The organism is Erwinia sp. QL-Z3, assembly GCF_004551645.1.
Classification (GTDB): domain Bacteria; phylum Pseudomonadota; class Gammaproteobacteria; order Enterobacterales; family Enterobacteriaceae; genus Erwinia; species Erwinia billingiae.
This window is the reverse complement of sequence record NZ_CP037950.1, coordinates 299,178-317,922: the sequence shown is the minus strand read 5'-3', so window position 1 is coordinate 317,922 and position 18,745 is coordinate 299,178. Positions and strand designations below refer to the sequence as shown.

The following is an 18,745-nucleotide window of genomic DNA, read 5'->3' as shown; positions in this document are numbered from 1 at the left end:
TATGGATCAAAAACGACTGACTCACCTGCGTCAACTGGAAGCGGAAAGTATTCATATTATCCGTGAAGTGGCAGCAGAGTTTGGCAACCCGGTGATGATGTACTCCATCGGCAAGGACTCCTCTGTGATGCTGCACCTGGCGCGCAAGGCATTCTATCCGGGCACGCTGCCGTTCCCGTTACTGCACGGGGATACCGGCTGGAAATTCCGTGAAATGTACGAGTTCCGCGACCGCACGGTGAAAAACATCGGTGCCGAGCTGCTGGTGCACAAAAACCCGGAAGGCGTGGCGATGGGCATCAATCCCTTCGTTCACGGCAGTGCCAAGCACACCGACATCATGAAGACCGAAGGCCTGAAGCAGGCGCTGAACAAGTACGGCTTTGATGCCGCGTTCGGCGGTGCCCGTCGTGATGAAGAAAAATCCCGTGCGAAAGAGCGTATCTACTCGTTCCGCGACCGTTTCCACCGCTGGGACCCGAAAAATCAGCGTCCTGAGTTGTGGCATAACTACAACGGCCAGATCAATAAAGGCGAAAGCATCCGCGTCTTCCCGCTCTCTAACTGGACCGAGCTGGATATCTGGCAGTACATCTTCCTGGAAAACATCGACATCGTGCCATTGTACCTGGCCGCACCGCGTCCGGTGCTGGAGCGCGATGGCATGTTAATGATGATCGATGACGACCGTATCGATCTGCAACCTGGCGAAGTGATTGAGCAGCGCATGGTCCGTTTCCGTACCCTCGGCTGCTGGCCGCTGACCGGCGCGGTGGAATCCGAGGCGCAAACGCTGCCGGAGATCATTGAAGAGATGCTGGTTTCCACCACCAGTGAACGTCAGGGCCGCATGATCGACCGCGACCAGTCCGGCTCGATGGAGCTGAAAAAACGCCAGGGTTATTTCTAAGGAGCCGAGATGAATACCGTCATTGCACAACAAATTGCCGACCAGGGCGGCGTTGAAGCCTGGCTGCACGCCCAGCAACATAAAAGCCTGCTGCGTTTCCTGACCTGCGGCAGCGTCGACGATGGCAAGAGCACGCTGATTGGTCGCCTGCTCCATGACACCCGCCAGATTTATGAAGATCAGCTCTCTTCACTGCATAACGACAGCAAGCGTCACGGCACCCAGGGCGAGAAACTGGATTTGGCGCTGCTGGTGGTTGGCGTGCAGGCCGAGCGCGAGCAGGGCATCACCATTGATGTCGCCTACCGCTATTTCTCCACCGAGAAGCGTAAGTTCATCATTGCCGACACGCCGGGACACGAGCAGTACACCCGTAATATGGCCACCGGCGCATCCACCTGCGACCTGGCGATCCTGCTGATCGATGCGCGTAAAGGCGTGCTGGATCAGACGCGTCGCCACAGCTTTATCTCCACACTGTTGGGCATCAAGCACCTGATCGTGGCGATCAACAAAATGGATCTGGTCGACTACAGCGAAGCGACCTTCGAGCAGATCAAACAGGATTACCTCGACTTTGCCGGCCAGCTGCCCGCCGATCTCGATATCCGCTTTGTGCCGTTGTCGGCGCTGGAAGGCGAGAACGTTGCCTCCCCAAGCGAAGCGATGAGCTGGTACACCGGCCCAACGCTGCTGGACGTGCTGGAAACTGTCGAGGTGCAGCGCGTGGTTGAGCAGCAGCCGATGCGTTTCCCGGTGCAGTACGTTAACCGTCCTAACCTGGATTTCCGCGGTTACGCCGGCACGCTGGCATCCGGCACCGTAACCGTCGGACAGCGCGTCAAGGTGTTGCCATCGGGCGTTGAATCGTCGATTGCCCGCATCGTGACCTTTGACGGCGATCTGCAGGAAGCGCAGGCCGGTGAAGCGATCACTCTGGTGCTGAAAGACGAAATCGATATCAGCCGCGGTGATTTGCTGGTGGCGGCCGATGCCACGCTGAAGCCAGTGCAGGCCGCGTCGGTTGACGTGGTATGGATGGCGGAACAGCCGCTGGTGCCAGGCCAGAGCTTTGACATTAAAATCGCCGGCAAGAAAACTCGCGCCCGTGTTGAGAAGATTGAACATCAGGTTGAGATCAACAGCCTGGCGAAACATGATGCGGAAAGCCTGCCGCTGAACGGTATCGGTCTGGTCGATCTGACCTTTGATGAGCCGATGGTGCTGGATCAGTATCAGCAGAACCCGGTGACCGGTGGCATGATCATTATCGATCGCCTGAGCAACGTCACCGTCGGCGCCGGGATGATCCGTCAGCCGCTGGAAGACGTGGTGCAGAATCCGGGCAACTTTAGCGCTTTCGAGCTGGAGCTGAACGAACTGGTTCGCCGTCACTTCCCACACTGGGGCGCACGCGATCTGTTGGGCGGCAAATAATGGCCGCAGAACACGATGAAAACGTCATCTGGCATTCGCACTTTGTCACGCGTGAAGATCGTGAGCAGCAGCATGGCCATCAGGGCGTGCTGTTGTGGTTTACCGGCCTTTCGGGGTCGGGTAAATCCACGGTGGCCGGTGCAGTGGAGCAAGCGCTGCAGCAGGTGGGTGTCAGCACCTACCTGCTTGACGGCGATAATGTCCGTCACGGTTTGTGCCGCGATCTGGGCTTCAGTGATGACGACCGCAAAGAGAATATACGTCGGGTCGGTGAAGTGGCCAAACTGATGGTCGATGCCGGATTGGTGGTGCTCAGCGCGTTTATCTCTCCGCATCGTGAAGAACGTCAGATGGTGCGGGAGTTGCTGGGAGAAGGGCGCTTTATCGAGGTGTTTGTGGATACGCCGCTGGCGATCTGCGAAGCCCGCGATCCGAAAGGACTCTACAAGAAAGCCCGTGCCGGAGAGTTGCGTAACTTCACCGGTATCGATGGCGTGTACGAAGCGCCTGAACAGGCGGAAATCCATCTCGACGGCGAACAGGCCGTTGCCCATCTGCTGACGCAAACGCTGGATGTCCTCCGTCAGCGTGGTGTGATTGCCGGTTAATATTGCCCTCAAAAATAGCCACAGAAGCGCGCTGGAAAGACCAGGGCGCTTCTTATTGCTGCGTAGGAAAAACCGCGAACAATTGGTAACAATATTGCGGGTTCAAGTGTTAGATCTCCCGCGTTGTCGCGATATCATCACCCCCTGAGATAGCCCCGGCAAAACGCCTCAGAGCGTGCTGTATTTCGCGTCAACAGGATACTTATGCATAACGTTACGCCCATGCTCGCCCGCAAAGACGATCGGGAACAGGAAGACCCTTCCTGGTCATTTCCCGGTGGTGTGATTGGCTTTGCCTCATACTGGCTCGCGCTGGCGATCCCCTTTGTGATGTATGGGGCAAACACGCTGTTTTTCTTTCTTTATACCTGGCCGTTTTTCCTGGCGCTGCTGCCGGTTTCGGTGTTGGTCGGCATTGTCGCCAACGTGCTGCTGCGGGGCCAGTTGATTTGGACCATTTTACTGACCGCTGTGGTGGTGGTCTGTCTGTTCTGGCTGCTGTTTACGCTAATGACCGGATGGTAGCCGGTCTCATTGTTGGATCTTTCGCCAGCCCGGCTGGCAGGATTTGATGTCAGAATTCCCACTGCGGTTACAAAACTTTGCTCGCAAAACCTGATTTCAGGGCGGGGAACGCTCACCGATCCACCAATCGACGGTTAAATCACTGTGAAAGTGGAGTCGGATGTAAAGTTATGGGATGATTGAGCCGTTTTCAGGGGGCGGGGATGGGAAAACTTACTCTGCTGTTACTTGTGCTACTGGGCTGGTTACAATATTCGCTCTGGTTAGGCAAGAACGGCATACATGATTTTACGCGTGTTAAAGACGATGTTGCGGTGCAACAAGGCGGCAACGCGAAGCTAAAAGCGCGAAACGATCAGTTGTTTGCAGAAATCGACGACCTTAACGGCGGTTCTGAAGCAATTGAGGAACGCGCACGTAACGAGCTGGGGATGATTAAACCCGGTGAGACTTTCTATCGCCTTGTGCCGGATCAAAATAAACGAAACGCGCAGCAGGGTGCTTCTAACAGTCAGCAACGATAACTCATGAACATCGCAGGGTCCTTTCCGGACATCATCGCTGTGGTTCCCGCTGCCGGGATCGGCAGCCGGATGCAGGCAGAGTGCCCCAAACAATACCTTTCAATCGGTGGCAAAACGCTGCTGGAACATGCGCTTAACAGCTTGCTGGCGCATCCAGCCATCAGCCGTATTATTGTCGCCATCAGTCCTGATGACCCCTTCTTTCCTGCGCTGCCAATGGCCAGCGATCCGCGTATCACGGTGGTGAACGGCGGCAAAGAGCGTGCGGATTCCGTGCTGGCAGGCCTGCAGGCGGCGTCTGCCTCGCGCTGGGTGTTGGTTCATGACGCTGCGCGTCCCTGTCTGCATCTTGATGACCTCACGCGGTTACTGGCGATCACCGCGACCAGTCGCGTGGGCGGCATTCTTGCGGCCCCGGTGCGTGACACCATGAAGCGGGCCGAAGCGGGGAAACAGGCGATAGCGCATACTGTCGATCGCGAAGCCTTATGGCATGCGCTGACGCCGCAGCTGTTCCCGCTGGAACTGCTGCGCACCTGTCTTGAACGGGCGTTAAGGGAAGGGGCGACGATCACCGACGAGGCATCGGCGCTGGAGTATTGTGGCTATCATCCTGAACTGGTGATCGGCCGCAGTGACAACATTAAGGTAACGCGGCCGGAAGATTTGGCGCTGGCGACGTTTTACCTGACTCAATCACAGAATAAGGAGAGCGCATAATGCGTATCGGCCACGGTTTTGATGTTCACGCATTTGGCGGCGAAGGCCCGCTGATTATTGGCGGCGTGCGAATTCCTTATGAAAAAGGGTTACTGGCACATTCCGACGGTGACGTGGCGCTGCATGCGCTGACCGATGCGTTGCTGGGTGCCGCCGCGCTGGGCGATATTGGCAAGCTGTTCCCGGACACGGACGCCGCCTATAAAGGCGCGGACAGCCGCGAACTGCTGCGCGAAGCCTGGCGTCAGATCCAGAAAAAAGGCTACCGCTTAGGCAACGTTGACGTCACGATCATCGCACAGGCGCCGAAAATGCTGCCTCATGTGCCGCAGATGCGCATCAACATCGCGGAAGATCTGGGTATCCATATGGATGACGTTAACGTCAAAGCCACCACCACCGAGAAGCTGGGCTTTACCGGTCGTGGCGAAGGCATTGCCTGTGAAGCGGTTGCGCTGATCTTTAAGGCGGACGCGTAATGGTCGATGAGCTGAGCTGGCTGCACGGCAAGCCCACGGCCACCGGCGTGCTGAAAGCCAACCCGGAAGATTTTATCGTCATCGAAGACCTCGGCTATGGCCCGGACGGCGATGGCGAGCAGGTGCTGGTGCGCATTCGCAAAACCGGCTGTAACACCCGATTTGTCGCGGAAGCGCTGGCGAAGTTTGCCGGTATTCACCCGCGTGACGTCAGCTTTGCCGGCATGAAAGATCGCCATGCGGTCACCGAGCAGTGGATTTGCCTGCGCATTCCCGGCAAAGAGACGCCAGATTTTTCTGCTTTTCAGCTGCCAGGCTGCGAGGTACTGGAAAGTGCCCGTCATCGACGTAAACTGCGTACGGGAGCGTTGCAGGGCAATGCCTTTACCCTTATTTTGCGTCAGATTTCCGATCGTGATGCGGTTGAGCAGCGCTTGCAGCAGATTGCCGCCGCCGGTGTGCCAAACTATTTTGGCGTGCAGCGCTTTGGTCATGATGGCAATAACCTGCTGATGGCGCGCCGCTGGGCAGCCAACGAGATCCGGGTGAAGGAGCGTAACAAGCGCAGCTTCCTGTTTTCTGCCGCCCGTAGCGCGATGTTCAACCAGGTGGCGAGCGACCGGTTAGCGCAGCAAGGCTCGCTGACCACCGTGATGGCTGGCGATGCGCTCCAGCTGACCGGACGGGGCAGCTGGTTCGTGGCGGAAGAGGCGGAACTGGAAACGTTGCAGGCGCGCGTCGATAACGACGAACTGCGCGTGACCGCACCGCTTCCCGGCAGCGGCGCCTGGGGAACCTTGCACGATGCGCTGGACTTTGAGCAACGAAGCCTGGCGACTGAGACAGAATTGATTACACTGCTTGAGCGTGAGAAAGTCGATGCGGCCCGTCGTGCGGTGCTGGTGAAACCGCGCGATCTGCGCTGGGACTGGCAGGATGACGTGACCGTTGAGCTGACTTTCTGGCTGCCTGCGGGCAGTTTTGCCACCACACTGGTGCGTGAAGTTCTTCTACAAGAAGGTGATGATGCGAATATTGCTGAGTAACGATGACGGTATTCATGCGCCTGGCATTCAGACGCTGGCTGCGGCCTTGCGTGAGTTTGCTGAGGTGCAGCTGGTGGCGCCTGACCGCAACCGCAGCGGCGCCTCCAATTCGCTGTCACTGGAAACGCCGTTACGCACCTTCACCTATCCCAACGGCGATATCGCGGTGCAAATGGGCACGCCAACAGACTGCGTCTATCTGGGTGTGAACTCGCTGATGCAGCCGAAGCCGGATATCGTGGTGTCCGGCATCAACGCCGGCCCGAACCTCGGGGATGATGTGATTTATTCCGGGACGGTAGCGGCGGCGATGGAAGGGCGTCATCTTGGACTGCCTGCGCTGGCGGTGTCGCTGGATGGGCATAAGCATTACGACACGGCAGCGGCGGTAACCTGTTCTATACTGCGTGCGTTGCTGCGCGAACCGTTACGCACCGGTCGCATTCTGAACATCAACGTGCCGGATGTACCGTTGTCAGAGATCAAGGGCATTCGCGTCACCCGTTGTGGTAGCCGCCATCCAAGCGATCAGGTTATCCCGCAGCAGGATCCGCGCGGCAATATGATGTACTGGATTGGGCCGCCGGGACAAAAGCTGGATGCAGGCCCGGATACCGATTTTGCCGCAGTTGACCAGGGCTATGTCTCCGTCACCGCGCTGCACGTCGATTTAACCGCGCATGCCGCGCAGGATGTGGTGGCGTCGTGGTTGTCCAGCGTTGAGGTCAGTCGCGAATGGTGAGTCGCCGCATTGATACGCTACTGGCACAGTTGCGCCAGCAGGGCATTGACGATGAACGGTTGCTGAAAGCGATTGAAGATGTACCGCGTGAGCGTTTTGTGGACGAGGCGTTTGAGCACAAGGCGTGGGAGAATATGGCGTTGCCGATTGGCTCCGGCCAGACCATTTCCCAGCCGTATATGGTGGCGAAAATGACCGCGCTGCTTGAGCTGACGCCAGAATCACGCGTGTTAGAAATTGGTACCGGATCGGGTTATCAGACTGCGATCCTGGCACACCTGGTCGAACACGTTTACTCCGTCGAGCGGATTAAGGGCTTGCAGTGGCAGGCCAAGCGACGGTTAAAACAGCTTGATTTACATAATGTTTCTACCCGGCACGGCGATGGCTGGCAAGGCTGGCCGTCTCGCGGGCCGTTTGATGCCATCATCGTCACCGCCGCGCCGCCAGAAATTCCTGTCGAGCTGATGTCGCAGTTGGACGAAGGCGGGATCCTGGTGTTGCCGGTGGGTGAAGAGCATCAGGAACTGAAGCGCATCCGCCGTAAGGGCGGTGAGTTTATCGTCGATATCGTTGAGCCAGTGCGTTTTGTGCCGCTGGTAAAAGGCGACTTAGCCTGACGGATCGTTAGCAATTGCACACATCTGTAAATGGCACCGGGTCTGTGATGTTGTTACTATCTGCTTAATTTCACTCTTTATTACTGTATGCGGGCCAAGTGCGTCGCGGCAGTAGTCACAGTTTTGCCTTCAGGGGGATATAAATGAGCACGGGAAGCCCAATGTTTAAGTTGCGCCGGATTGCGGCCGTTTCACTTGTTGGTTTTTGGTTAGCTGGCTGTTCCAGCGATAACTCCACACAAGCCCCTATCAGTTCTGTCGGCAGTGGCGGCGGCTCTGGCGGTATGTTGAGCGGTGGCTCCAACGCCAGCAGCGGCAGCGGTAACAGCAACAGCGGAGTGCTCAGCAACGCCAATAGCGGCAATGGCGGCTACACCGCGCCACCGGCCTCTATTTCGGCCAACTCCTCCAATGTGGTGAGCGCGCCACAGAACATTTCCAGCAGCAATGCTGCACCACAAGAGAACGTGGTGACCGAGAATGGCCATATTGTCTACAACCGTTCTTATGGGAATATTCCTAAAGGTAGCTATGGCGGACAGACCTATACGGTGAAAAGGGGCGATACGCTGTTCTATATTGCCTGGATCACCGGCAATGATTTCCGTGATTTAGCCCAACGAAATAACGTTGCCGCGCCTTATGCGCTCAATGTGGGCCAGCAGTTGCAGGTTAGTAACGGCTCCGGTGGAACCTTAACCGGTGGTAATGCGGTGACCGCAGCGGATGCCTCTGCGGGCGGTGTCGCTGTCCAGCCTTCTGCGCCACAAAACCAGGGCGGGGCTGTTGCACACCAGCCTGTTATTACGTATTCTGAGGATTCAGGTAAACCAAGTGAAGGCAAAATGTTGCCATCATCCGGCACAACGACTGTTGCAACGACAACAGCGCCGGTTACCGCTCCGACCGTCAGTAGCACAACCAACAGCAGCACCCCTGTGGGAAGCTGGCGTTGGCCGACCGACGGTAAGATCATCGATAACTTCTCTGCTTCCGAAGGGGGCAATAAAGGTATTGATATCGCGGGCTCGCGAGGACAACCCGTCATTTCAACCGCCTCAGGGCGCGTTGTGTATGCCGGTAACGCCCTTCGCGGTTACGGTAACTTGATTATCATCAAACATAATGATGACTACCTGAGTGCATACGCCCATAACGACACTATGCTGGTCCGTGAACAACAAGAAGTTAAAGCGGGTCAAAAGATCGCCACCATGGGTAGTACCGGCACGAGTTCGGTCAGATTGCATTTTGAAATTCGTTACAAGGGGAAATCCGTAAACCCGCTGCGTTATTTACCGCAGCGATAGTCCGGCAGAACACCAACTGGTGCTTTGCTTTGGGATCACGGGTAGGAGCCGAAAATGAGCCAGAATACGCTGAAAGTTAAAGATCTAAATGAAGATGCGGAATTCGACGAAAACGGAGCTGAGGTTTTTGATGAGAAGGCTCTCGTCGGAAATGAACCTGCTGATAACGAAATAGCTGAAGATGAGCTGTTGTCACAAGGTGCTACGCAACGAGTATTGGACGCGACGCAGCTTTATCTGGGAGAGATTGGTTATTCTCCTCTGCTAACGGCTGAAGAAGAAGTTTTCTTCGCTCGTCGCGCATTACGTGGTGATGTTCCGTCTCGTCGCCGCATGATCGAAAGCAACCTGCGTTTGGTAGTGAAGATTGCCCGCCGTTACAGCAATCGTGGTCTGGCTTTGCTGGATCTGATTGAAGAAGGTAACCTGGGGTTAATCCGCGCGGTAGAGAAATTTGACCCTGAAAGAGGGTTCCGCTTCTCTACTTACGCTACCTGGTGGATTCGCCAGACGATTGAACGGGCTATCATGAACCAAACCCGTACCATTCGTTTGCCTATTCATATCGTGAAAGAGCTGAACGTCTATCTCCGCACCGCGCGTGAACTGACCCACAAGTTAGATCATGAGCCGAGTGCAGAAGAAATTGCCGAACAGCTTGATAAACCCGTTGAAGATGTCAGCCGTATGCTGCGCCTCAACGAACGCATTACATCAGTCGACACGCCACTAGGCGGTGATTCTGAGAAAGCGCTGCTGGATATCCTGGCCGACGAGAAAGACAACGGTCCGGAAGATACCACCCAGGACGATGACATGAAGCAGAGCATCGTCAAATGGCTGTTCGAACTGAACGCCAAGCAGCGTGAAGTGTTAGCGCGTCGTTTCGGCCTGTTAGGTTATGAAGCGGCCACGTTAGAAGATGTGGGTCGCGAAATTGGTCTGACCCGTGAACGTGTCCGTCAGATTCAGGTTGAAGGTCTGCGTCGTCTGCGTGAAATTCTGCAGGCTCAGGGTCTGAGTATCGAAGCCCTGTTCCGCGAATAATCGTGGGCACTTACCGATGTTAATGCGAAAAGCGGTGGCGAAAGCCACCGCTTTTTTATTGCCTGTCGTTTACTGACTCAACGCCTTCAGCACCTCGCTGGACCCGGCGACCGCCCCGAACACCCCTCCCTGCATTTTCACCATTTCAAGCGCCGCCGCATGATTTGCCGGATCGGTTGCGGCACAGCAATCGGCAACCAGTAAGCATTCAAACCCGCGATCGTTGGCTTCACGCATCGTAGTATGTACGCAAACGTCGGTGGTGATGCCGGTGAGCAGCAGATTTCGGATCCCGCGCGTATGCAGGATCAGCTCCAGATCGGTGGCGTAAAACGATCCTTTCCCCGGCTTGTCGATCACCACTTCCCCCGCGGCCGGCTGCAGTTCGGGAATGATTTCCCAGCCGGGCTCACCGCGCACCAGTATTTTCCCGCACGGGCCAGAATCGCCGATCCCGGCGCCTTTTTGCCGCGATCGCCAGCGCTTATTGGCCGGCAGATCGGCCAGATCGGGCCGGTGTCCCTCGCGGGTATGAATAATGGTAAAACCCTGCGCCCGCATCACCGCCAGCAGCGCGCTGATGGGTTTTATCGGCGCGCGGGTTAAGCCGATGTCGTAACCCATCTTATCGACATATCCGCCTGCTCCGCAGAAGTCCGTCTGCATATCAATAATCACTAATGCGGTGTTTTGCGGCGAAAGCTGGCCGTCATACGGCCAGTGATAAGGTGTGGCCTGAATATAAAAATCCTGCATGCTGACTCTCCCCAGGCTTATGCCGTGGCCCATTTTTTCGCCGATCGTGACTGCACGATGCCGTAAGCCACCCCGCCGGCAACCATGCCAATCAGGGCTTCACCGGCATCCGGGAACCAGACGTGCGCGATGCTGGCGCAGACGGTGCCGAACGCCCAGCAGGCAAACGCGCTGGTGCGGTAAGTCGTTTCCGGGCGCGAACTGGCGATATGGCCCATAAACAGCAGGTCGACAATCATCACCGCGCCAATCGGTGGTACGGCGACACCTAACAGGCTCAGCCAGTTCAGGAAATAGCTCCACACGCCAATCACCGCCAGCAGTCCGCCAATCACGCCGAGGATCACCGTCCACAGACGCATTTTGCTTTTAAACAGATGGCCATAACCGACCGCGCCGTTGTACAGGCAGTGGGTGCAGACCGAACCGAGGTTGATAAAGACGAACAGCAGCGCCAGCATGTCCAGCACCGGATTGTGACCGGTAAGCAGATGCAGGAAATCGCCGCCGTTTTGTGCCGGATTGATGCCCGCACCGGCAGACACAATCACCACGCCCGAAAGCAGCGAAACAACGTTAGCCAGCGGGAACGCGGAGAAGGTGGCGACCACCGCCGATTTGCCGTTCTTTGACCATCGGGTGAAGTCGGCGGTCATGGTGCCCGAATCCGCAAACCCGGCGATCACCATGGTCATCGCAATGCCCATGCTGATGCCGCTGGCGGAGCCTTTATAGCGGGTGATCTGGCTGATGTCGGTATGCTGGGCAACAAAGTACAGCGCCACCAGGCCGAGGATGACAAACATCGGCGCAGCAATCATGCCAATCACCGACAGCGCACGCACGCCGAGGAAGGTGACGCCGGTATACAGCACCGTCGCCAGCACAATCACCCACGAGGTATTCCAGCCAAAGGTAGCGTTAACGATGGTGCCGGTCAGCCCGGTCTGGAAGGCGTACCAGCCAATCACCACGGTCGACAGAAACGCCGAGGTAATGATGTAGCCACGGCTGCCGAAGGTCTTGCGGGCCTGCATGGCAAAGTTCAGACCGGTATTGCCCGCCAGATAGCTGAGCGCACCGACATAGGCGAACAGCACCAGGTTGCCGGCCAGAATGGCGATAATTGAATGCCAGAAGCCGAGGTTGTACGCCATGATCCCGCCAAAAACAGCATTGGTCAGGATCATCGGGAAACCAAACCACACCGCAGAAACCGAACGGGTGGTATGGCGATGGGAAAGCGGTACGGCCGCGTTTTCAAACTCCTGCTCTAATCCTGACGTGCTCTCATGCGACTGCGATAATTTCTGGCTCATAGTGGTGTGATCCCCGGTAAATAGCAGTAGGCGTTAATCAGCGGGTCAGCATCGGCGGTAACCGATGTTGCCAGCCGCAAACTTTTTCAAATGCCGCACTGGCACGGAGCACCAGCGCATCGTCAAGGTGACGACCGACAATCTGTAAACCGACCGGCAACCCGTCGGCGGTAAAGCCAGCCGGCACAGAGGCGGCCGGTTGTCCGGTAAGGTTGATCGGGAAGACAAAGGCCAGCCACTCGGCAGGCGTCACGCTACGGCCATCTATCATCGCCGGGCTTTCGATATCGATTGGGAAGGGCGGTGTTGCCAGCGTCGGGGTCAGCAACAAATCGTAGCCCTGCATAAAGCGCCACATTTTGTTGACCACCTCTTTGCGCTTCATATTGGCATCGGTGAACATCTCGGCGGTCCAGTCGGTGTTCAGCATCGCCACCAGATGGGGCGACATGCGATCGCCATAGCTTTCCATCAGTTTGCGCATGCCGGTCAGATCGGTTTCCTGAGCGACCAGCGCAGCGAAGGTCTCTTTCGGATCGCTGAAGCCGGGATGGGCCTCGACCACAATGCAGCCCAACTCCCGCTCGAAGACCCTGACCGCTTTCGCCACCACCTCGCGGACCTGTGGGTCGACTGCGGCATAGCCCCAGTCAGCGCTGAAGGCAATGCGTAGCCCTTTCAGGCTGCCCTGGGTGGCGTTGAGCCAGTCAATGTCGCTGGTGGGGATCGAGTGGCGGTCGCGGGGATCGGGTCCGGCGATTACCGAAAGCATCAACGCGGCATCCGCCACGGTGCGGGTCATCGGGCCAATATGCTCCAGCGATTCCCAGCTGGAGAGTCCGGGATAGCGTTCATCGCGGCAGCCGGGATACAGCGGCACGCGGCCCATCGACGCTTTCATGCCAAACAGGCCGCTGTGGGCGGCGGGAATGCGCACGGAACCGCCGCCATCGCTCCCCAGCGCCAGCGGGCACATTCTTGCCGCCAGCGCCGCTGCCGAACCGGCACTGGAGCCCCCAGGGGTTAAATCGGTATTCCACGGATTGCGGGTGGTCGGAAACACCGGGTTGTGGCCGGTGCCGCTGTAGCCAAACTCCGGCGCGTTGGTTTTGCCGAGGATGATGGCGCCGGCCGCCTTCAGGCGTTCAACGGTGATGTCGTCTTCATCGGGGATAAAGTTTTCGTAGATCCAGGAGCCGGACACCGTTTTGATCCCGGCGGTGCTGATCAGATCTTTAATCGCCACCGGCACGCCAGCCAATGGGCCGACCTTTTCGCCGCGCAGGATCTTCTGTTCGATCGCTTTGGCCTGCGCCATCGCCAGATCGGGCGTTGGCGTACAAAAGGCATGCAGCTCGGGCTCGAGAAGATCCATTCGAGCCAGCGAGGCGGTCACCACCTCAACCGGAGAAAGTGACTTGTCGCGGATGTGTGCCGCCAGCGTGATGGCGTCAAGATTCAAGATATCCTGTTGGTTCAACGGTGTCCCCTGTGCCCCTGAAGAGCTGATGATTGCTAGCTGGAGGATAGCAATGCATATTGCAGGCCAGATTTGTGATGGCACTAAAAATAAGCGTAAGACGCGGGTCTAACATCTTGTATACAGGCCGGTATTCGTGAGGGTTTGATGGGCGGGAGGTTGGCGTTATTAACGCTGAGGCGCTTCAGTACAGAAGGAGAATCACTGCGGGAGTGCAGCCAGGCCGTAAAGTGGTGCAAAAAAAACGGCAGGCATCATGCCCACCATTTAGTTGTGCGTTTGAGACGGCAGCGGCCCGTGATGACCGTATGCCGTTCAGCAACGACGCTTAGAGCATCGTTTTCAGGCGATAGATCCAGTCCAGCGCCTGACGCGGCGTAAGGGAATCCGCATCCAGTGCTTCAAGCGCTTCCACCGCGGGAGAGGTTTCCTCAACCAGTAATGGCAACTGCGGGCCATCGGCTTTGCTGCTGGCCGCGCTGCCGGACAGGGTTTCCAGCTCTTTCAGTTTCTGTCGGGCACGCTTGATCACCTCTTTCGGCACGCCCGCCAGCGCGGCAACGGCCAGGCCATAACTTTTGCTCGCGGCACCTTCCTGCACGCTGTGCATAAAGGCAATGGTGTCGCCATGCTCAACGGCATCGAGGTGTACGTTGGCCACGCCCTCCATTTTTTCGGGCAGGGTGGTCAGTTCAAAGTAGTGGGTAGCAAACAGCGTCATCGCCTTGATGCGGTTCGCCAGGCTTTCCGCACAGGCCCAGGCCAGTGACAGGCCATCATAGGTTGAGGTGCCGCGCCCAATCTCATCCATCAGTACCAGGCTGTGTTCGGTCGCATTGTGCAGGATATTGGCGGTTTCGGTCATCTCCACCATAAAGGTCGAACGGCCGGATGCCAGGTCATCCGCAGCACCCACACGGGTAAAGATGCGGTCGACTGGACCAATTACCGCCTTCTCCGCCGGGACATAGCTGCCAATATAGGCCAGCAGCGTGATCAGCGCCGCCTGACGCATATAGGTACTTTTACCGCCCATATTGGGACCGGTGATCACCAGCATGCGGCGCTGCGGAGAGAGTGATAACGGGTTAGCAATAAACGGCTCTTTCAGCACCTGCTCAACCACCGGATGACGCGCGCCGGTCAGCTTGATGCCGGGCTTGTCGGTCAGGGTTGGGCAGTTGTAATTCAGCGTCCAGGCTCGTTCGGCGAGGTTGGACAGCACGTCCAGTTCCGCCAGTGCGGCGGCACTGAGCTGTAAGGCTTCCAGATGCGGCAGCAGCAGGTCGAACAGCTGCTCATACAGGCCCTTTTCCAGCGCCAGCGCCTTGCCTTTCGAGGTCAGAACTTTGTCTTCGTACTCTTTCAGCTCGGGAATGATATAGCGTTCAACGTTTTTCAGCGTCTGACGACGGACATAGTTGATCGGCACCCGATGGCTCTGCCCACGGCTGACCTGAATATAATAGCCATGCACGGCGTTGAAGCCGACCTTCAGCGTATCCAGCCCCAGTTTTTCCCGCTCACGGATTTCCAGCTTATCAAGGTAGTCGGTCGCGCCGTCGGCCAGCGCACGCCATTCATCCAACTCGGCGTGGTAGCCGGGCGCTATCACGCCACCGTCGCGGATCAGCACCGGAGGTGACTCAATCACCGCCCGTTCCAGCAGATCGCGCAACTCATCAAACTGGCCCATTTGCGTGCGCAAGGTTTGCAGGTGCGGCGTGGCAACTTCCGCCAGCAGCGCATCGAGCTGAGGCAGCTGCTGGAAGGCGTGGCGCATCCGGGCCAGATCGCGTGGGCGGGCGGTGCGCAGTGCCAGACGCGCCAGAATACGCTCCAGGTCGCCGACCTGACGCAGCAGAGGCGAGAGCTCCGCGGTAAAGTCCTGCAGTGCACCAATGCTCTGCTGACGGTTCTCTAAGGTTTTAATCTCCCGCACCGGCATATGCAGCCAGCGTTTCAGCATGCGGCTACCCATCGGCGTGACGGTTTTATCCAGCACCGCCGCCAGGGTGTTTTCAATGCCGCCGGCCAGGTTCTGGGTGATCTCCAAATTACGGCGCGTTGCCGCATCCATAATGATGCCGTCCTGCTGCCGCTCCATGGTCAGAGAACGGATATGGGGCAGGGAAGTGCGCTGGGTATCCTTGACGTATTGCAGCAGGCAGCCCGCAGCGCGCAGCGCATGGTGAGCCTGTTCGACGCCAAAGCCGCTCAGGTCGCGGGTGCCAAACTGCATATTCAACTGCTGACGCGCGGTATCGACTTCAAACTCCCACAACGGGCGACGACGCAAACCACGGCGATTTTCAATCAGCGACATGGCGGCGAAATCTTCGGAATAGAGCAGTTCAGCAGGATTGGAGCGGGTCAGCTCGGCGGCCATGGTTTCCAGGTCCGTCGGCTCCGCCAGGCGGAAGCGGCCAGAGCTGATATCCAGCGTGGCGAAGCCGAAGCCGCGCGGGCTCTGCCAGATGGCGGCCAGCAGATTATCCTGGCGCTCCTGCAACAGCGCTTCATCGCTGATGGTACCCGGCGTCACGATGCGCACCACTTTGCGCTCCACCGGGCCTTTGCTCAGCGCCGGATCGCCAATCTGTTCGCAGATGGCCACCGATTCGCCCAGCTGCACCAGCTTCGCCAGGTAGTTCTCCACCGCATGATAAGGTACGCCCGCCATCGGGATCGGTTCACCGGCTGACGCCCCGCGTTTAGTCAGCGAGATTTCCAGCAGCTGCGAGGCGCGCTTCGCATCGTCATAGAACAGTTCGTAGAAATCCCCCATGCGGTAAAACAGCAGGATTTCCGGATGATCGGCCTTCAGACGCAGATATTGCTGCATCATTGGCGTATGGCCTGATAAATCCTTGTCAATCGACTCTTTCATAATCATTTTACTCATTTCAATTCTTTCAAGTACTTACGTGGACCTCAACACAGCCTTTACATCCACATAAACTCGTCAATTTGTCGCTCTACTGATGCAGGGAGCCTGGCCGGTCAGTTTGACGAAAAAAACAGAGGTAATCCAGTGAAGAGTACCCTGCTCAGCGGGTTTCTCAGCGAAGGCAAAACGGCTGGCTCTGCTTCAAGTGAATAGCCATCCAATCGACCCGATTTTCCAAACATTCATTATGCAGGGCAAGTCGGCAAACTCCAGCTTCCGACAACGCTCGCAATAAAATAAATGCGAAATATGTCGTGATGGCTTTAACATTACTTGTGCGATATTTATTTTATTTGTTAATAAATTATATCTGCCTTAACAAAACGCCTCAATGCATACCTATATAACGGTGGTTATTTTCCGGAATATTTTTGAAGTATTGAATCTAATAATGTTAAAAGTATTTTAATGTGAGGGTGTGGAATAGGGGAATTTCCTTACTGACCAGTATGATAGGAGACTATAGACGAAATTAAGACTGGCCTGACTCGCTATTAGTTCTTTTTTATTTGGTTAAAGGCCGCTATTGACCGCAGAGAGGGTATTTTATAAAGTATATCTTTCTGATGTTGGCATTTGTTATGGGTTATTTAAATAAAAACAAGGAAGAAATAATATCGGAAAGCCCGTTTAAAGTTAACCTAATCCTCTCATCGGAGACTCCTGATGCGTAGGGTAAATGCTTAACGCAGGTGTATATTTTTTCGTGATTATAAGCGTGGTTAAAGCGCTAATCACGACCTTAGATAATCCTGACGCTAAAGAAAAAACCTTATCACAGCTCAAATAACGCAGGTTGAAAAATATTTTCATCAGAGTAATTATTTATGTAAATGCTCGCGATCAACATTCGTGTGTTTTTTATCAATGACTTGTGGTTGGTTAAGAAGTGCGTGAGATTTTCATGAGAGGAATGGGATATTCATGAGTTGTACGTTTTTATCGCACTCTTAAAATGAGTGTCAGCACCTTAACAATGCACGTAAAGATGCTTGATATCATTTTTCTAATTATTTAAGTTAAGCGAAAAACATCACGAGAGTCATAAATGAAAAAAATACTGATGTTGGCATTATTGATGGTGGGGGCTCCGGCATATGCTAATCAGCTGTTCCAGCCAGGCCCAATCTACGCGACGAATAAAGATGTCGGCAGCATGACGGATCATAATAAAGCGCAGTATATGGTTTCATACCGGATCAGTATCTTTAACCCGTTAGACAGTGCCGCGACGTTATCAAAGGGCTGTTTTGTTTTATTCAACCGTGCCGGTAAAGAAATTGTGGCCAGAGGCGTTGAGCTGAATTTACAACAAGAGTTTGCGCCGGGTGAGAGTAAAACGGGGACGGTCTATTTCTTCAGCGACAATGAAGCCATTTATACGCTGCCATTTGTGAAATGGATAGAAAGTAACAGTACCGAGAATGACCCAATGCCTGACGTTGTTTCAGACCTTAATGTTCGATAAATAATATTATTCATCTATCCGTGTGCGCAGTGACGGCGAGATAACACATACTTTCTATAAAGAGTTAATTAACGGAGATTCCCAATGCTTAATTGTATCGGGATGACAGGGAAATCCGTGATCACTTTAACAGGGAGTGTTTTTAATACCTCCCTATTTTGCCGGGAAAGATAATGAAATAAATTTTACATTGATAACATAGGAAATAATCATGAGTAAGCTTTGTACCAAAATCGCTGTAATAGCGGTGTCTTTAGGCCTCTCGGCCAGCGCGCTGGCGTCGGACGGGACAATCAATTTCAAAGGCGTCATTTCTGCTGCGGCCTGTACGGTCAGTAGCATTGCTGGCAGCTCCACCGCGTCGGGAACCGTCAACTTCGGTACCGTCAGTAGCACTTCGTTTGGTAAGGCTGGCAGTACCACCGGCGGCACGCCGTTCAGTATCGAACTGAAAGACTGTGCTGTTGCCTCCTCCCCCTCTATCACCTTTAACGGTGCGGCCGTCGCCACGACGGGCTATACGTCGCTCTTCTCCACTGATATTGCTGGACTGGGGATACGTATCAGCGACGCGGATAATCTTTCGACTGTCTATGCCCCCGGCGTCTCCTCTAAAAATACGGGATTTAACTCACTGAAAACGGGCGTAACCCAGGCTGTCGCTAATTTCAAAGCGTGGCTGGTGGATTATACCGGTAGTTCAGATTACACCGGAACGATTGATACCAATGTGACCTTTGTTATCGATTACGCCAATACCTAATATAAATATTGAGTGGAGGCATAATTAATTATGCTTCCGCT

18 protein-coding genes are annotated in these 18,745 nt (G+C 55.6%); 14 read left to right on the top strand and 4 right to left on the bottom strand.

The annotated features are described in order from the left end of the window. The first annotated feature begins 1 nt into the window (after position 1). The 12 genes from cysD (at position 2) to rpoS (ending at position 9,968) form a co-directional block, all read left to right on the top strand. Entirely contained in the window at positions 2-910 is a 909-nt protein-coding gene (gene cysD / locus E2F51_RS02180) for a sulfate adenylyltransferase subunit CysD (protein ID WP_134822631.1), read from the top strand. A gap of 9 nt (positions 911-919) precedes the next feature. Continuing rightward, positions 920-2,347, top strand: coding sequence for a sulfate adenylyltransferase subunit CysN (cysN, locus tag E2F51_RS02175; RefSeq protein ID WP_134822630.1), 1,428 nt, complete (start codon positions 920-922; stop codon positions 2,345-2,347). Next, positions 2,347-2,955: an adenylyl-sulfate kinase gene (cysC, locus tag E2F51_RS02170; RefSeq protein WP_013203546.1), complete on the top strand. Its 609-nt coding sequence runs from the start codon at positions 2,347-2,349 to the stop codon at positions 2,953-2,955. The genes cysN and cysC overlap by 1 nt, the downstream gene beginning before the upstream one ends. A gap of 204 nt (positions 2,956-3,159) precedes the next feature. Then, the gene (locus tag E2F51_RS02165) at positions 3,160-3,480 is read left to right on the top strand and encodes a DUF3561 family protein (protein ID WP_134822629.1); all 321 of its coding nucleotides are present in this window, start codon (positions 3,160-3,162) and stop codon (positions 3,478-3,480) included. 203 nt (positions 3,481-3,683) lie between these two features. Further along, positions 3,684-4,004, top strand: coding sequence for a cell division protein FtsB (gene ftsB, locus E2F51_RS02160; protein ID WP_013203544.1), 321 nt, complete (start codon positions 3,684-3,686; stop codon positions 4,002-4,004). Between the two features lie 9 nt (positions 4,005-4,013). Beyond that, positions 4,014-4,724 (top strand): 2-C-methyl-D-erythritol 4-phosphate cytidylyltransferase, encoded by a 711-nt coding sequence (gene ispD / locus E2F51_RS02155; RefSeq protein WP_134824794.1) that lies wholly within the window; start codon positions 4,014-4,016, stop codon positions 4,722-4,724. Continuing rightward, a complete protein-coding gene (ispF, locus tag E2F51_RS02150) occupies positions 4,724-5,203 on the top strand; it encodes a 2-C-methyl-D-erythritol 2,4-cyclodiphosphate synthase (RefSeq protein WP_013203542.1) in 480 nt (159 codons plus the stop codon). The genes ispD and ispF overlap by 1 nt, the downstream gene beginning before the upstream one ends. After that, on the top strand, positions 5,203-6,249 hold the full coding sequence (truD, locus tag E2F51_RS02145) for a tRNA pseudouridine(13) synthase TruD (protein WP_105760058.1): 1,047 nt from the start codon (positions 5,203-5,205) through the stop codon (positions 6,247-6,249). Before ispF ends, truD begins: the two co-directional genes overlap by 1 nt. Then, a complete protein-coding gene (surE, locus tag E2F51_RS02140; RefSeq protein ID WP_013203540.1) occupies positions 6,230-6,991 on the top strand; it encodes a 5'/3'-nucleotidase SurE in 762 nt (253 codons plus the stop codon). Before truD ends, surE begins: the two co-directional genes overlap by 20 nt. Further along, positions 6,985-7,611 carry a protein-L-isoaspartate(D-aspartate) O-methyltransferase gene (locus E2F51_RS02135; protein WP_013203539.1) on the top strand — a complete coding sequence of 209 codons (627 nt, stop codon included), beginning with the start codon at positions 6,985-6,987 and terminating at the stop codon, positions 7,609-7,611. Before surE ends, E2F51_RS02135 begins: the two co-directional genes overlap by 7 nt. A 143-nt stretch (positions 7,612-7,754) precedes the next feature. Further along, a complete protein-coding gene (gene nlpD / locus E2F51_RS02130) occupies positions 7,755-8,921 on the top strand; it encodes a murein hydrolase activator NlpD (protein ID WP_013203538.1) in 1,167 nt (388 codons plus the stop codon). 54 nt (positions 8,922-8,975) lie between these two features. After that, the gene (gene rpoS, locus E2F51_RS02125; protein WP_013203537.1) at positions 8,976-9,968 is read left to right on the top strand and encodes an RNA polymerase sigma factor RpoS; all 993 of its coding nucleotides are present in this window, start codon (positions 8,976-8,978) and stop codon (positions 9,966-9,968) included. Positions 9,969-10,037: 69 nt separating this feature from the next. Here rpoS and E2F51_RS02120 read toward each other — a convergent pair whose 3' ends face one another. The 4 genes from E2F51_RS02120 to mutS all read right to left on the bottom strand — a co-directional run bounded on the left by E2F51_RS02120 (position 10,038) and on the right by mutS (position 16,413). Next, positions 10,038-10,724: a cysteine hydrolase family protein gene (locus tag E2F51_RS02120; protein WP_134822628.1), complete on the bottom strand. Its 687-nt coding sequence runs from the start codon at positions 10,722-10,724 to the stop codon at positions 10,038-10,040. A 17-nt stretch (positions 10,725-10,741) separates the two neighbouring features. Beyond that, a complete protein-coding gene (locus E2F51_RS02115; RefSeq protein WP_134822627.1) occupies positions 10,742-12,043 on the bottom strand; it encodes a cytosine permease in 1,302 nt (433 codons plus the stop codon). Positions 12,044-12,080: 37 nt separating this feature from the next. Next, the gene (locus tag E2F51_RS02110) at positions 12,081-13,523 is read right to left on the bottom strand and encodes an amidase (protein WP_245174166.1); all 1,443 of its coding nucleotides are present in this window, start codon (positions 13,521-13,523) and stop codon (positions 12,081-12,083) included. A 328-nt stretch (positions 13,524-13,851) separates the two neighbouring features. Beyond that, entirely contained in the window at positions 13,852-16,413 is a 2,562-nt protein-coding gene (gene mutS / locus E2F51_RS02105; RefSeq protein WP_134824792.1) for a DNA mismatch repair protein MutS, read from the bottom strand. 1,108 nt (positions 16,414-17,521) lie between these two features. Here mutS and E2F51_RS02100 point away from each other — a divergent pair. Continuing rightward, the gene (locus E2F51_RS02100; protein ID WP_134822626.1) at positions 17,522-17,941 is read left to right on the top strand and encodes a DUF4354 family protein; all 420 of its coding nucleotides are present in this window, start codon (positions 17,522-17,524) and stop codon (positions 17,939-17,941) included. Between the two features lie 211 nt (positions 17,942-18,152). Beyond that, positions 18,153-18,704: a fimbrial protein gene (locus E2F51_RS02095; RefSeq protein WP_134822625.1), complete on the top strand. Its 552-nt coding sequence runs from the start codon at positions 18,153-18,155 to the stop codon at positions 18,702-18,704. Positions 18,705-18,745: the final 41 nt, after the last annotated feature.

What these genes read in the sequence shown, in the direction of transcription:
- E2F51_RS02120 (WP_134822628.1), bottom strand. Translation starts at nt 10,724, where the DNA reads ATGCAGGATTTTTATATTCAGGCCACACCTTATCACTGGCCGTATGAC.
- cysN (WP_134822630.1), top strand. Translation starts at nt 920, where the DNA reads ATGAATACCGTCATTGCACAACAAATTGCCGACCAGGGCGGCGTTGAA.
- truD (WP_105760058.1), top strand. Translation starts at nt 5,203, where the DNA reads ATGGTCGATGAGCTGAGCTGGCTGCACGGCAAGCCCACGGCCACCGGC.
- ispF (WP_013203542.1), top strand. Translation starts at nt 4,724, where the DNA reads ATGCGTATCGGCCACGGTTTTGATGTTCACGCATTTGGCGGCGAAGGC.
- surE (WP_013203540.1), top strand. Translation starts at nt 6,230, where the DNA reads ATGCGAATATTGCTGAGTAACGATGACGGTATTCATGCGCCTGGCATT.
- E2F51_RS02115 (WP_134822627.1), bottom strand. Translation starts at nt 12,043, where the DNA reads ATGAGCCAGAAATTATCGCAGTCGCATGAGAGCACGTCAGGATTAGAG.
- E2F51_RS02100 (WP_134822626.1), top strand. Translation starts at nt 17,522, where the DNA reads ATGAAAAAAATACTGATGTTGGCATTATTGATGGTGGGGGCTCCGGCA.
- ftsB (WP_013203544.1), top strand. Translation starts at nt 3,684, where the DNA reads ATGGGAAAACTTACTCTGCTGTTACTTGTGCTACTGGGCTGGTTACAA.
- E2F51_RS02165 (WP_134822629.1), top strand. Translation starts at nt 3,160, where the DNA reads ATGCATAACGTTACGCCCATGCTCGCCCGCAAAGACGATCGGGAACAG.
- E2F51_RS02095 (WP_134822625.1), top strand. Translation starts at nt 18,153, where the DNA reads ATGAGTAAGCTTTGTACCAAAATCGCTGTAATAGCGGTGTCTTTAGGC.
- nlpD (WP_013203538.1), top strand. Translation starts at nt 7,755, where the DNA reads ATGAGCACGGGAAGCCCAATGTTTAAGTTGCGCCGGATTGCGGCCGTT.
- E2F51_RS02135 (WP_013203539.1), top strand. Translation starts at nt 6,985, where the DNA reads ATGGTGAGTCGCCGCATTGATACGCTACTGGCACAGTTGCGCCAGCAG.
- cysD (WP_134822631.1), top strand. Translation starts at nt 2, where the DNA reads ATGGATCAAAAACGACTGACTCACCTGCGTCAACTGGAAGCGGAAAGT.
- cysC (WP_013203546.1), top strand. Translation starts at nt 2,347, where the DNA reads ATGGCCGCAGAACACGATGAAAACGTCATCTGGCATTCGCACTTTGTC.
- rpoS (WP_013203537.1), top strand. Translation starts at nt 8,976, where the DNA reads ATGAGCCAGAATACGCTGAAAGTTAAAGATCTAAATGAAGATGCGGAA.
- mutS (WP_134824792.1), bottom strand. Translation starts at nt 16,413, where the DNA reads ATGAAAGAGTCGATTGACAAGGATTTATCAGGCCATACGCCAATGATG.